The sequence below is a fragment of the Exiguobacterium sp. SL-9 genome, assembly GCF_004336985.1.
Taxonomy (GTDB): domain Bacteria; phylum Bacillota; class Bacilli; order Exiguobacteriales; family Exiguobacteriaceae; genus Exiguobacterium.
This window is the reverse complement of record NZ_SJUO01000002.1, coordinates 721,624-735,199: the sequence shown is the minus strand read 5'-3', so window position 1 is coordinate 735,199 and position 13,576 is coordinate 721,624. Positions and strand designations below refer to the sequence as shown.

Sequence of the window (13,576 nt, the reverse complement as noted above, 5' to 3'; positions counted from 1 at the left end):
GTCAACCGGTCGAACGGGGCCCACGCTTAAGCGAGACGGCCTCTTTTTTCATCCACCCACGCTTCGAACGCGGTCGCGTCGAGGGCCGGGGCGTAATAATAACCTTGGCCGAGTTCGACGCCTTCGGCGAGGATGCGGTCCAAATCTTGTTTCGTCTCGATGCCTTCGGCGAGCGAGGTCAGTTCTTGTTCACTGGCGAAACGCGAGACAGCGCGGAGGAACGACGTGCTATCTCTTGCTTTCCCGCTGACGTACATGCGGTCGATTTTCACTTCCTGAATCGGTAAATGCCAGATCGCTTCGAACGAGGCGTAGCCGGTACCGAAGTCGTCGATGGAGAGGCAGTAGCCGAGTTCGGCGATCGCTTCGAGCCGTTCGAGTTCGTTCGTATGCGACATGATGTCGGCCGACTCGGTCAATTCGATTTTCAACCGATCCGGAAGCCATGGATATGTCTCAGTCAAGTCACGTAGCTTCGTGACGATCGACGGGTCAACGGAATGGGCGGACAAGTTATACGACAGCGAGATATCAGTGAACGGGGTGTCGCGCCAGGCGACGAGCTGTTGGACGACTAAATCGAGAATGGAATGCGACAACCAAAGGATTTGATCGGAACGCTCGGCGATGCGAACGAACTCGTTCGGTGGCACGTAGCCGATATCCGGGTGCTCCCAGCGTGCGAGCGCCTCGGCCCCGACGACACGGCCCGTCTTCAACTCGACTTGTGGCTGATAGGCGATCGTGATATGGCCTTGCTCGATTGCATCCGGAAGCGCCTGTTCAATCAAGGCAGCCCATTGAAGCTGAGCGAGGATACTCGCGTCGTACCAAACGAACGGGGTCCGTGTCTCTTTGGCGTGTTGGAGCGCTTTTGTCGCCTCGAACAGACAGTCGTTATAGTTCGGTGTCGTATGCGTCCCACCGATTTGAAGATGGACGGTCTGGCGTTTTTGGTTGATCAACAGTTCGGTCGGGAACAGCTCCAGCAACTCGGTCTCGTCGACGTTACGGAGCCCTTTCACATACAGCATGAGCGTGTCGTCACGGTAACGGCCAAACAAATGATGCGCATATTTCTCGAGTCGTTCCTCGACATGACGGGCGAACTCGGTCATGAGCAGGTCGGCGTATGTCGGATCATACCAATCGACGAGATGATGGAAATCATACAATTTGATCAACAAAAACGTGCCGTCGATGTCGTGTTTCTCCCATGCTTGAAGAAAACCGTACTCGTTGTAAAGTTCGGTGGCGAGGTCGAAGCGGACAAGCCGATCGACTTTGCGCTCGCGCTCGACACGCTCGGTCTCGTCTTCGAGAATAAGGTAGTAGGTGAGTGTCTCGCCGCGCTTAAGCGGGATGATTTTAACGTTCAAGAAACGGACGTGTTCGCCTTTTAAGTGGATGATAAATTGGGCACTCGTCCCGTTTTCCGTCACTCCGGTGAGCGCCTCGCGCAACAGGCGGCGTCCCGTGTCGGTGAACAGTTGATTGATTTCATACAAGTTTCGTTCCCCGAAGAACTGACGGAACACGTCGTTGCGTTCGATGAAATTGTACGTGTCATCCATTAAGGCGATGGCGAGTCCCGTCTCGGAGAAGAGTGACGACCAGCGCTCATGATACCGGAGCAGGTCGTCCGATTGTGTCTCGAGCGTGTGCACCGTCGAGTGGACGCTCGTGGCAATCTCTCGTAATTCGTCCTCGATACTGCGGAAGTCATGGCTCGGAGGGAACGATTCCGCGACCGGTTCTGTGCTCGGGTCGATGGCAAGGGCACGCGCTTTCAAATGTGCCAAATCGTGGGCGTACATCTTGCGGGTATAGTAGAGTGCCATTAAAAGCCCGACCGATAACAAAAGCGTCATGATGAGGACGGCGATGGCGAGCGTGCCGTAACGATCGCGCTCGGTCATGAGCGTATCGTCTGCCGTCGATCGTACGGTTTGAAGGGCGGCGTACGAATCCTCATAAAAGCTTGTCCCGTTGACATAACGGGCCTCGAGCGTCGAATTGGTTACTGTCATGCGACTAAGCGCGAGCGCACTCTCAATCAAATCTTCGACGGATTTGGTTTTCAGAGACGGATCGGTCGCGATGATATCCTCGATCAACCGGGCCTCATTCGCAATCGTCGTGACCTCGAAGTCGAGCCGTTCTTGGTTCGGCGTCTCGGCGAGCAGGTTCGTGACGCCCTCGACGAACGCCATCTGCATCCGCATGACAGTGTCAGTCAACTCGTAGGCTGTGTTTTCTTGGGCGGTCCGTTCAAGCCCTTGATAAAGCCAGCGTCGATTGATCGATTCGATGACGTCGAATGGTACTGCCTCGAATCGGCGTGATCCGTCTTCATTCAACGTGTCCTCGAGCTGTTCAGAGAAACGGAGCAGCGCGGCACGTTCGCGCTCATCGACACCGGTCTCGAAGTCATCGAGCAGCTGACTGTTGTATTGGAGCGCCCGCTCGCGGTACGGGGCTGATAACAGGGCCGTCGGTTGCTGAGAGTTTGTTTCGTATAGTTTGGCCGCGTGATGCAAGACGAGGTAGGACTCGACCCCGGCCAAGTCAGAGGCGTGGTTCAAGTCGCGCACCGTCTCGTCCACGGCGACATGTTTTTCATTCCAGTAATAGCTCAGTCCGAGCCCGAACAATAATACGCCGATGAGACAAGCGATGGCGAGTACCATCGTGTAAATCCGGTACGGAATTTTAGCGAATCGATTGCTTCCCATCGGATACCTCCTTTTTTCTCTTCCTATTCTATCTTTGGTGTTCGAGTCTTTCGAGGGAAATCCTGCCCCACGAAAAAAAACCCGACAAAGGTCGGGTCAATGAATGCGTCGAAGGTCACGGTCGCTTATAGCCGATGACGCGTGATTTCCAATATGGCTCTTTGCTGATCGTGTTGTAACCGAGTCCGTACGTCCCGGCGTGGATGAACGTGTCCGAATTGATCATGATGCCCATGTGAGACGGTCCGGCCGTGTACGTGTTCTCGAAGAAGACGAGATCCCCCGGTTGTGGGACAAACGATTTACTGAGCTGTGTTCCGAAATAAGACCCAGCCCAATACGTAGCCACGTTCGTACGTGGGACGCTGTAGCCAGCCTGATTGAAAGCGTAATAGATAAGTCCAGAGCAGTCGAACCCACCGTTGGCCGGGTTCGATGATGCCCAGATGTAAGGCGTGCCGACAAATTTCTTGGCGACGGCGATGGCTGCGAGACTCTTCGCTTGCCCGTCAGACGAGCTTGGCGGTGCCGTCACAGAACCTTTCGGCACAGATTTGACGTATGAAGCCGCGACGAAACCTGTCGTGTTGCCGATATAGATTTGATGCCACCCGTTCGACGTTTGAACGACACGGAGCGTCTGGCCGGCCGTGACGTTGCCGATGACGGCCGAACTCGTCGAGGCTGAGGCGCGGACGTTGAGCGATGGGGTATTGACGACATAGTCGAACGAGGCGTTGCCCGCACCGCCGTCTCCGGCGTTCGGTGTGACCGGCGCGCTCGGTGCCGTCGTCGTCTGTTTCAAATAGCCTGTGCTGACGTAGCCGCTCTTGCCGTTATACGTGACATACACCCACGTGCCGCTTTGTTTCGTCGCTTTGACGGTCGTACCGTTCGGGATGTTTGTGACGAGGGCATAGCCAATCCCCGGGCCTTTACGGACATTCAAGTTGGCAGTCGTGACGAACGATTGGCTGATGCTCTCTTCTTTAATGACCGGCTTCGATGGTGCGACCGGAGCCGTCGGTTGACTCGGAGCAGGTGTCGGAGTCGAGGCCGTCTTCATTAAATATGTATTGGCGACAAATCCGGTCTTAGTGCCGTATTTGACGTGAGACCAACTGCCTTCGACGCTCAAAACAGTGACTGATTTACCTTTCGGGATTGTGACGAGCACGCTTGAGTTTGTCGACTTCGAAGCGCGAAGATTCAAGTTGGCGGTCGTCTGTGACGTCGTCGCTGTAGTTGGTGTGCTCGGTGTGGCTGGTTTGCTTGGTGTGGTCGGTTTGACGGAAGCGGTTTTCAAGTAGCCGTTATGAACCCAACCGGTCTTTCCACCGTAGCTCACTTTCGTCCAGGCACCACTCGTTTGAATCGGTTTGAGCGTTTTTCCTTTCGGAATGGTGAGAAGTATTTTGTGTGACGTGCCTGCGGCGAGGCGTAGGTTCAAGGCGGCTGTCGTGACTTGGGTCGAGTTTGACGAGACCTGGGTCGTGGCAGGTTTTACGCCGGTCGAGGTGTTCTCACTCAATTTGAGCGTCTGGCCGATGGCGATTCGGTCTGAGCTTAGTTTGTTGATGGTCTTCAAATCGGCAAGCGACACGTTGTGCTTTTGGCTGATCGACCAAAGCGTGTCACCGGCACGGACGACGTGTGTGCTGGCTGCTGCGACTTCGTCGGCCTGGGCGATGATGCTGACGGCGGCGATGGCGGCGAATGAGTACATGAGGCCGGACTTAGGGGACATGGGGTCACTTCCTTTTCTATTCGTTGAATTGACAATTATCGACAGGTAAAGCGATACAAGTTTATTGTAGGGTTTACATATACAGCAGGCAATGGTGAAAATGGCTCAATCCGTATATTTCATTGAAAATAAGGTCAATAATTTTAGGGCATAGAAATAGGTAGTACTAAAGAAAGAGGGGAATTGAAAATTGACTTTCTGTTGAATTTTGGAAACCTATTGATTGATCTTTTCATGCTATCATGAATGAAAACGTGTGAACGGGAGTAGGGGAGTTTATGAACGAGGGGAACAATTCATCACAAATTTATCGAAAACATCAAGAGAAACTGTTCGAACTCGTAAGGGTGCCTGACGTGACAGAGGACGGGGTGCGGCGGACGCTTCATTACATGTGTGAAGTCGTCTCCGATATGCTCGACGTCGATACGGTCTCGATTTGGCACTTTGACGAAACGTACGCATCAATCAGTTGCCAAGTCGCTTATTCAAAAGCGAGCGGTCCGAGTGAACCGGCGTTGACGGTCGTGCGGGAAGACGCGCCCATCTATTTTGACGCCCTGCGGACGAACCGGGTATTGCCATTTGAAAACGTCCGGACCCATGAATGGGTGAAGGACTTGTATCAGCAGCATTTCGTGGAAGGGCAACATGTGTACTCGATGCTCGACGCTCCAATCTACGCGAATAGCCGGGCTAAAGGGGTCATCTGTTGCGAGACATACGCGCCGCGTCAATGGACGTTCGTCGAGGAGTTGATTGTCAGCACACTGTCCGACTTTATCGCTATCCTCTATCTTCGGCTCGATCGTCAAGCGATCGATGATCACCTCGCCAAACTTGCCTACACGGATGAACAGACCGGACTCATGAACTTGAACGGCTTCATCGAACGCGTGGACCCGTTACGGGAACAGATGCCACACCAGCTTGGCTCCTTGATTTATTTGCGGGCCGACGAGTTTCGTTCCGTCGAGACGGCGATCGGTATCGAGCGCTCGGACAAGATTGTCATCGAGTTATCGAGGCGGCTCCGACAAGTCGTCGATTCGACGTTACTCGCGCGCATCTCTCAGTCCGGGTTCCTGCTTTGGACGCCTTACGGGGACCGCATCAAAGTCAAAGGGTATGCTGATTATATTTGCGAGTCGGTGACGAGCGAGCCGTTTGCAGTCGGGGAGCTCGACGTCGTCTTGACGATGAGCGCATTTATTTCAATCGAAGACAAAGGTCGTTCGACGCTCGAGATGATGGACACGACACGGATCACAGCCAATGAGCGTCACGTACAACGTGGGGGGATCGCCTTTTACGAAGAAGAGATGAGCGAGAAGGCGACGGCACGCCTGACGCTTGAGATGAACCTCAGAAAAGGGCTCGCTTTGAACGAGTTTACGCTCTACTATCAGCCGAAGATCGAAGCTTCGACCGGTAAACTGAACGGATTTGAAGGACTGATGCGTTGGGTTCATCCGAAACACGGGTTGATCCCACCGCTTGACTTCATCCCGATTGCCGAATCGACCGGTGTCATTATCGAGCTCGAAGAGTGGGCGCTCGCCGAGGCATGCCGTCAGTTGAAAATTTGGCACGCCTCGGGGCGCATGTATCAACTGGCATTGAACTTGTCGGCCCGTCATTTCCTATCGGACGGGGTCGTCGAGAAGTTGGCCCAAATCGTCAAGGAGATGAACGTCTGTCCGAACTATTTGACGTTCGAGATCACAGAGAGTGTCGGGATGGAGAATCAGCAACACGTCATCGATCGCTTCATCGCCTTCCGGGAACAAGGTTTCTCGATCTCAATTGACGACTTCGGTACCGGGTTCTCGGCGTTCGTCTATTTGAAGCATTACCCGATCCATGAAATCAAGATTGACCGTCAGTTCATCCAAGTGACAGACAATGACCCGACCGGAAACGTCATCGTCCAGTCGATTATCGAGCTCGCCCGCGGACTCGAACTGAAGACGGTGTGCGAAGGAATCGAGACGCCTGAACAGCTCGATACGCTCCGTTCGCTCGGTTGTGACGAGATGCAAGGGTATTATTTTGCGCGTCCGCTCCCGATCGACGAACTCGAGATGTGGATTCATGAATATGAAACGACAAAGAAGGATTCGCTCCGTTGAGCGGATCCTTCTTTGTTATGCCGGCAACTCGATACGAATCGTCGTCCCGACACCGCGTTCACTCGTCATGGTGACGGTGCCGCCATGCGCTTTAATGATGTCCCGGGAAATGGCCATGCCGAGCCCGCTCCCGAGCGAATCGGTCGTGTTCGTGCCTCGATAGTAACGTTCGAAGATGTACGGCAAATCCTTCGCGTCGATGCCGGTGCCGTCGTCTTGAATCGTGATCGTGTCGTGTTCGACGGTGACGCGGACCGCGACCGTCTCGTCATTATGGAGCAAGGCGTTATACAAGAAGTTGAGCAATGACCGCTTCATGAAGTGCCGGTCGATCGCCCGTGTGGCCGCGTCCTTGCTCGCGAATGAGACGTCCCGCGTAGAAAACCGAGCGTCGTTCAACACGTCGATCACGAGCTCACGGACGAACGCCTCGAGCCCGGTCGCGACGGTCTCGAGCGGGAAGTCGCCGTGCTGAAGCCGCATCGTCAAATTGAAGTCGTCGATTAGTTCCTTCATATACATTGCCTGGCGTTCGATGACTTCGGCGTATTGGATTCGTTCCGCTTCCTCGAGGTCACGATCGTCGAGCAACTCCGCATACCCTTGGATCGAGGCGAGCGGCGTCTTCAAGTCGTGCGAGACGTTGCTCATCCACTCTTTCCGGTGTTTTTCGAGCTCTTCCCGTTCCGACTCGTACGTCGTCAACGTCTCGGACACGTCGTTCAAGTTGGCGAAGACAGGTCGATACATGCCGGGTCGTTTCGGTTCGACGGTCGAGAAATCACGTGCCTTCAACTGGGCGATCCGTTCGGTCAATCGATAGACGGGTTTCGTCAAAATCGAGGTGAAGGCGAGTCCGATCAGCGCCGCGACGGCGAGATCGACGATGAGCAAGATGAGCCCGGCCTTCGACAAGTAGGCAAGGACGGACTGGGGGTCGATCATCGTGACGATACGGCCCTCGGTTGCCTCGGGGAAGCCGACGAGATAGCTGTAATCCTCGAACTCGCCAATGAAATAGAGGACGAGGTCGTCGTCTTTGTATTTATAGATATGAATCAATTCAATCGGCGCGTACGCGTCCGGTGCCGTTTCGGGCGCATCGATTTCGCTGACGACACGGCCCGACTCGTCGAGCACTTGCAGGAACGCGTTATTCGTCTCGAGCGCGCGGACACCATCCGGACTGACGATCGGTTCCCCGTTCTCGAGCGTCATGTATTGGTTGAATGTGCGCGTGAACGTCTCGCCGGAGTTGCTCTCGACGTCGTCAATCCCGGTCCGCTGATTGATCAACAGGGTCACGAGGATGATCACGTTCAAGATGACGACGATCGCGACGATGGCCAAGATTGACACCAAATAGCTGCCGGTCAGTTTCCATTTCACAAGTGACCGCCTCCTATGCCCCGAACTTGTAGCCGAGCCCTTTGACCGTTTTGATGTAGGTCGGTTGGGACGGGTTCGGTTCGATTTTTTCTCGGAGTCGGCGCATGTGTACCATGACCGTGTTGTCGGCGCCATAAAAATCTTCACCCCACACTTGCGTGAACAGCGTCTCTTTACTGAGGATTCGGTTCGGGTTGCGCATGAAGCAGGCGAGCAGGCCGACTTCCTTGGCCGTCAGCTCGAGCCGAACCCCATCGCGATACACCTCGGTGCCGTCCGCGTTCAACTTGAACGGGCCGACGATCGTTTCGGCGGGAAGTTCCGGCGCATCATAGAGCGAGACGCGCCGGAGTTGCGCCTTGACGCGGAAGGCGACTTCTTTCGGGCTGAACGGCTTCGTGATATAGTCGTCGCCACCGATAGCGAGGCCGAGAATCTTGTCGACCTCGTCGGACTTGGCCGACAAAAATAAGATCGGGATGTTCGACGTGTTCCGGATTTGCTGACATAGTTCGTACCCTTCTCCGTCCGGCAACATGACGTCGAGGATGGCGAGATGAGGTGCGAACGCGGTGAACGCCGCGAACCCGTCTCGAATCGTATGGGCCGTCCGAATCTCACGAAATCCCTCTTTCTCTAACGCTTTTTGGATGAGCGTACATAAATCTCTCTCGTCGTCGACGATCAAGATGCGTGGTTGTTCCATATTCATCACCTCTCGCTCAAGCATAACACTTAAGGATTTCGTAAGGTACGCGTGATTTTCAGTTAAGGTATGTCCTTTATCGTTGTATTCAGAAAGAGGTGCTGAACAATGAATCCATTACTACAAGTTGATGCCATTAAAAAAACATACGTGACGGGGGGCAACGCCTTCCACGCGCTCGATGGGGTGTCGTTCACGATCGACCACGGCGAGTTCGTCGGAATCATGGGGCCGTCTGGAGCCGGGAAGTCGACGCTGTTGAACGTGCTCGCGACGATTGATACGCCGACGGACGGGGACATCCTCGTCGACGGGGAGAATATCGCCAAGCTCGAAGAAGAGGCGCTCTCCGACTTCCGACGCGACCATCTCGGTTTCATCTTCCAAGACTATAACCTACTCGACTCGCTCACGGTCCGGGAGAACATCCTGCTCCCGCTCGCCGTCACGAAGACGCCGATCGATGAGACACGTTCACGCGTCGACGCGCTCGCACATCGGTTCGGGATCAAGGCGATCCTCGACCAATACCCGTATCAAATCTCAGGCGGACAGAAACAGCGGACGGCGGTGTGCCGCGCACTCATTTCTAATCCGAAACTCATCTTTGCCGACGAACCGACCGGGGCGCTCGACTCGAAGTCGGCGACGGACCTGCTCCAGACGCTCGCCGGGCTGAACGAGGCCGAGACGACGATTATGATGGTGACGCACGACGCCTACGCGGCGAGTTTCTGTCGCCGGGTCCTCTACATCCAGGACGGCCGGTTATCGAAAGAACTGATTCGTGGCACGACGTCACGCGATACGTTCTATCAGACGATTCTTGATGAGTTGAAGGGCGGTGCGTCTGATGACGCTGTTTGATTTGGCGAAGAAGAACGTCGCCCGTAACTTGTCACGCTATGCCCTTTACGTCGGGACGACCATCTTCTCGATCATCATCTATTTCACGTTCGCGACGCTCAAGCATAGCGACGAGATCAGCGGCTTGGCGGAGACGTCGGGACAGATTCGAAGCTTGATGAGCGCCTCGACGTTCATCTTGCTCGTCTTCGTCGCCTTATTCATCGCCTACTCGAACGCCTTCTTTTTGAAAGGGCGTAAACGCGAGGTTGGACTCTATTCACTCCTCGGGGTGCGTAAAAAACAAATCGGGACGCTCCTGTTGTTCGAGAACTTCGTCATCGGGGCGGTGTCGCTCCTCGTCGGGATCGGACTCGGTCTCCTCGGCTCGAACGCGCTGTTACAGCTGTTGCTCCGGTTGATGAACAGTGACTTGTCGATTGGTTTCACCGTTTCGACGTCGGCGCTGAGCGAGACGATGCTCGTCTTCGTAGCGATTTTCTTGTTCACGTCGTTCCAGGGCTACCGGGTCATTTATCGCTTCAAATTGATCGAACTGTTCCATGCCGACAAAAAAGGCGAAGACGTCCCAAAAGCGAGCCCGATCATGGCACTCCTCGGCGTGCTCGTCCTCGGAGCGGCCTACTGGCTTGCGCTGCAAGATTTGGCGACGTCACCGCTTTGGGGATACCTTACGGCGGCGATGCCGCTCCTCATCATCGGTCTCACAATCGTCGGGTCGGGCCTGTTGTTCCATAGCGTCCTCATCTTTATTCTCGGTCGTTTGAAAAAGAACGAACGTTGGGCGTGGCGTCGCCTCAACTTGTTGACGACGTCACAGCTGTTATACCGGATCCGTGGGAACGCGAAGACGCTCACGCTCATCAGCATCATCAGTGCGACGGCAATCACGGCCGGCGGCGCGATTTTCAGCGTCTATTATTACGCGGAGCAACAAGTCACATCTTATGCCCCGTATACGTTCGCCTGGCAAGGAGAGACGCGTGACATCGACGCCGACGTGCTCCATCAGGCGACGATTCTCGAGAAGACGGTCCGAGTCGCAGGAGAGATGGGGGAGCGCGAATACGGCGTTATCGACGAGTCGACGTTTCGTGACGTCGCGACTGATATGGGCTGGGACACGCCAAAAATGCTAGCCTCTAATCAGGTCTATTTGATTGATCCGTTCTATGATGAGCGGTTCTCAGAACATGTGACTGAGGTCGAGCTTGACGGCGTGACGCATGAAGTCGCCTCTCGCTATGAGCAGACACCACTCAACGTCATGACGTTCGGCGGCTTACTCCTCGTGACGCCGGATGACGTGTTCACGGCACTGCCGGAAGAGGCGGCGACGTATCAGGCCGTCTCGGTCGCCGACTATAAAGAACAGTCAGCCTTGTCCGATTCGTTATCGATTGAGGCGAACTTCTCGAGCGCGACGGCGTTGTATAGCGAGGCGATGGCCGTACATGGTGCGCTGTTGTTCGTCGGTAGTTTCCTCGGACTCGTCTTCCTCGTCGCCACCGGCAGCATCATTTACTTCAAGACGATGACCGAGGCCGAGGAAGACCGGGCCAAATACGAGGTGCTACGGAAAGTCGGTATCTCAAAACGAGATGTGAAGCGGACGATTCGGCAACAGATTGCCGTCGTCTTCCTGGCGCCATTCTCGCTCGGAATCGTGCACGCCTCGGTCGCCCTCGTCGCGTTCTCGCGGTTGTTGGCGATGGATTTCACGGTGCCGGTGCTCGTCTGGATGGGTGTGTACAGCGCGATCTATGCGCTCTATTACGTGTTGACCGTACGACGGTTCACGAAACAAGTGATATAAAGGAGAGAACATCATGAAAAAAGGAATCATCGCGAGCCTCGCGCTCATCGTGGCCGTCATCGGTCTCGTCAATATCGATTGGCAACGGCTGGGGAAGGATCATGTCTATGTACAGGTTGGAGAGGTCACGGAAGTGGAAGAGACAACGCTCGATTCTGGTGACATCGTCCGCCGCTACGTCTATTCGGTGGAGGCGCTGACGAAGGACGGCGACCCGCAAACGGTCACGTTCACAGCTGCGAAAGAACTTCGGAGCGGAGCGTACTTGAAGCTGTATGTCAAAAACAAGGACGAGGTCACGTCGTACGACGAAGTGTCGGTCGCGGCCGTCCCAGAAGCGGCACGGGAAAAATTGTAAAGCATCCAAAAACAGCCTTTCCTGACGATTCAGGAAGGGCTGTCTCATGTCCGCTCATTCATGCGGCCGTTCGATGTTCAATTCTAGGTGGAGTATGTACGCCAATTCTTTATGGGCCAACTCGGAGAAGTTCGTCTTTTTGACGTGTGTCCGGGGCCGTAGTCCGCATTCCAATGCGATGTCGACGATTGTCCGAATCTGATTTTCCGTATAGAAGCGCTTGCGTCCCATCGTGAACGGGGTCGGTGGCAAGACGCCGTCGGTTTCCCATTTAATCAGCTGTTGCTGGCTACGGGGAATCCCGGCGACATGAAACGCACGGCTCAGTTCTTTTAGTGGATAGACGGTCAATGGGCGTTCGTTGTACAGAAGCGGCTTCGCGTGTTCAGGGCGATAATCATCCCAGTCGGTCGCATAAAACGTCAGGTCGGTATGGTCGAAGTCGAGTTGAGCGGAAGGAATAGAAGTGTCGAGTGCGAGGTCTAAGCTGTTCATCTAGAGTATCTCCTTCTTCAAGTCAAACTGGTCATTTCGAAAATGGCCTCCTCCGTATAGTACCCCATTTTCAAGCAATTAACTGTCAGTTTTTTCAAAGTGGGGAAATGAATTCGTGGGACTTTAGGCGTGTTTTCAAAATTCGGTTGACGCTTATTAAGATACCCTAATTGGTATGGGAATTCAAGAAATAAAGCCAATTTGTAACGATGAATGCGCCTTCATTCATAGTGGGTCTATAGTCGTTACGAAAAAGGGACAAGGAAAAATGAGCAAACATTCACCAACTTCGGTTAATAGGGGCGAAGGAGGTGAGACATATGGCAGTGTATCGAGAATACGCAAGCGTCTTTTATCTCGACACGAAGCGGCTCGTTGACGGCAAGGAGAAGCGTCAGCTCGTCCGGTTCGGTCCACTCGGTGCGCGGATGGAGACCGAGGAGATCAAGCAGTTCGGTGATCTATTGATTCCGCTTCTCGCGGTCGAATCCGCCGCATACGTCGTGTCGCGTGAATTCCACGTGACGTTCTAATTGGAGGAACCCCTGATGCGTGTACCGAAGCGTTCCGCCGGAGCCTTTTACGATGAGCGTGTGGTCACATGAGCTGGCCCGAACTCATCTCGAACCTCGGCTTCCCGATTGTCGTCTCGCTCTATCTGCTCCATCGGATTGAGACACGCCTCGAGCGCATGATCCAACTGCTCGAGCGCCTCGATTCGACCTATCCATCTGAATCGTAATCCATACCCGAAAGGAGCCATTCCCCATGGCCGTATTGACTGAAAAGAAAGCCACGCTCGTCTTGACGACGCACCACGATTTGAACAGCTTGAAACCGACGAAGAAAACGCAACGTTTCGGTCCGATTCGGGCAGCGCTCACGGCTGACAATGCCGAGGCGTTCGGACATCTCATGCTCGACTTGACCGAGCAAGAAGATTTTACCGTGTCGGTCGTTCGCGAATACGATCTCGTCTAATCACACCAACACCCAAGGAGGACTAACCCATGACTGAGACTAAAGTAGAAATCGCATTTTTGGATATGTTCAATAAAGTATCACGCTTCCGTTTGAATAACGTGAAACAGCCGGTCGATCCGTTAAAAGTTCAAGCGCTCGCCGACTTCATGGTCGCCAACGACCCGCTCGGCAAGAGTGTTGTCAAATGGACGGAAATCAAGATGATTGAAGGCACGCAAACCGTGCTGAACGTACAATAATGGCATGGAAGATGACTGATTGTTCAGTCATCTTTTTTTATTTTGGTCAATCTGCTTTACATTTCTCGATGTGAAGACGATATAGGAGGAAACGTTGCATTCGAGAGG

The 13,576-nt window shown here is 54.2% G+C and carries 13 protein-coding genes; 8 read left to right on the top strand and 5 right to left on the bottom strand.

Translation table 11 applies throughout. From position 1 onward, the window contains the following. Positions 1–26 precede the first annotated feature (26 nt). Both EVJ34_RS08195 and EVJ34_RS08190 read right to left on the bottom strand, forming a co-directional pair. Entirely contained in the window at positions 27–2,735 is a 2,709-nt protein-coding gene (locus EVJ34_RS08195; protein WP_131485225.1) for an EAL domain-containing protein, read from the bottom strand. 115 nt (positions 2,736–2,850) lie between these two features. Beyond that, positions 2,851–4,482 (bottom strand): C40 family peptidase, encoded by a 1,632-nt coding sequence (locus EVJ34_RS08190; protein ID WP_236636669.1) that lies wholly within the window; start codon positions 4,480–4,482, stop codon positions 2,851–2,853. Positions 4,483–4,760: 278 nt separating this feature from the next. Between EVJ34_RS08190 and EVJ34_RS08185 the strand changes: the two genes are divergently transcribed. Further along, positions 4,761–6,614, top strand: a complete 1,854-nt coding sequence (locus EVJ34_RS08185; RefSeq protein ID WP_131485224.1) for a sensor domain-containing phosphodiesterase — start codon at positions 4,761–4,763, stop codon at positions 6,612–6,614. A 15-nt stretch (positions 6,615–6,629) separates the two neighbouring features. On the opposite strand, the gene EVJ34_RS08180 is transcribed toward EVJ34_RS08185, so the two are convergent. Both EVJ34_RS08180 and EVJ34_RS08175 read right to left on the bottom strand, forming a co-directional pair. Beyond that, positions 6,630–8,003, bottom strand: a complete 1,374-nt coding sequence (locus tag EVJ34_RS08180; protein WP_131485223.1) for a HAMP domain-containing sensor histidine kinase — start codon at positions 8,001–8,003, stop codon at positions 6,630–6,632. A 13-nt stretch (positions 8,004–8,016) separates the two neighbouring features. Then, positions 8,017–8,709, bottom strand: coding sequence for a response regulator transcription factor (locus EVJ34_RS08175; RefSeq protein ID WP_131485222.1), 693 nt, complete (start codon positions 8,707–8,709; stop codon positions 8,017–8,019). Positions 8,710–8,817: 108 nt separating this feature from the next. On the opposite strand from EVJ34_RS08175, the gene EVJ34_RS08170 reads away from it, so the two are divergent. Genes EVJ34_RS08170 through EVJ34_RS08160 form a run of 3 tightly spaced genes read left to right on the top strand, consistent with a single transcriptional unit; the run spans position 8,818 to position 11,750 of the window. Continuing rightward, on the top strand, positions 8,818–9,576 hold the full coding sequence (locus EVJ34_RS08170) for an ABC transporter ATP-binding protein (RefSeq protein ID WP_131485221.1): 759 nt from the start codon (positions 8,818–8,820) through the stop codon (positions 9,574–9,576). After that, a complete protein-coding gene (locus EVJ34_RS08165; RefSeq protein ID WP_131485220.1) occupies positions 9,563–11,392 on the top strand; it encodes an FtsX-like permease family protein in 1,830 nt (609 codons plus the stop codon). Before EVJ34_RS08170 ends, EVJ34_RS08165 begins: the two co-directional genes overlap by 14 nt. Before the next feature lie 13 nt (positions 11,393–11,405). Beyond that, a complete protein-coding gene (locus tag EVJ34_RS08160) occupies positions 11,406–11,750 on the top strand; it encodes a YxeA family protein (protein ID WP_131485219.1) in 345 nt (114 codons plus the stop codon). Between the two features lie 54 nt (positions 11,751–11,804). On the opposite strand, the gene EVJ34_RS08155 is transcribed toward EVJ34_RS08160, so the two are convergent. Further along, positions 11,805–12,245 (bottom strand): MerR family transcriptional regulator, encoded by a 441-nt coding sequence (locus EVJ34_RS08155; RefSeq protein ID WP_131485218.1) that lies wholly within the window; start codon positions 12,243–12,245, stop codon positions 11,805–11,807. A 320-nt stretch (positions 12,246–12,565) separates the two neighbouring features. On the opposite strand from EVJ34_RS08155, the gene EVJ34_RS08150 reads away from it, so the two are divergent. The 4 genes from EVJ34_RS08150 to EVJ34_RS08135 all read left to right on the top strand — a co-directional run bounded on the left by EVJ34_RS08150 (position 12,566) and on the right by EVJ34_RS08135 (position 13,468). After that, positions 12,566–12,778, top strand: a complete 213-nt coding sequence (locus tag EVJ34_RS08150; RefSeq protein WP_029594867.1) for a hypothetical protein — start codon at positions 12,566–12,568, stop codon at positions 12,776–12,778. Positions 12,779–12,846: 68 nt separating this feature from the next. After that, positions 12,847–12,987: a YvrJ family protein gene (locus EVJ34_RS08145; protein WP_016510821.1), complete on the top strand. Its 141-nt coding sequence runs from the start codon at positions 12,847–12,849 to the stop codon at positions 12,985–12,987. Positions 12,988–13,013: 26 nt separating this feature from the next. Next, entirely contained in the window at positions 13,014–13,226 is a 213-nt protein-coding gene (locus EVJ34_RS08140) for a hypothetical protein (protein WP_058764453.1), read from the top strand. 29 nt (positions 13,227–13,255) lie between these two features. Continuing rightward, a complete protein-coding gene (locus EVJ34_RS08135; protein WP_034778930.1) occupies positions 13,256–13,468 on the top strand; it encodes a DUF2922 domain-containing protein in 213 nt (70 codons plus the stop codon). Positions 13,469–13,576: the final 108 nt, after the last annotated feature.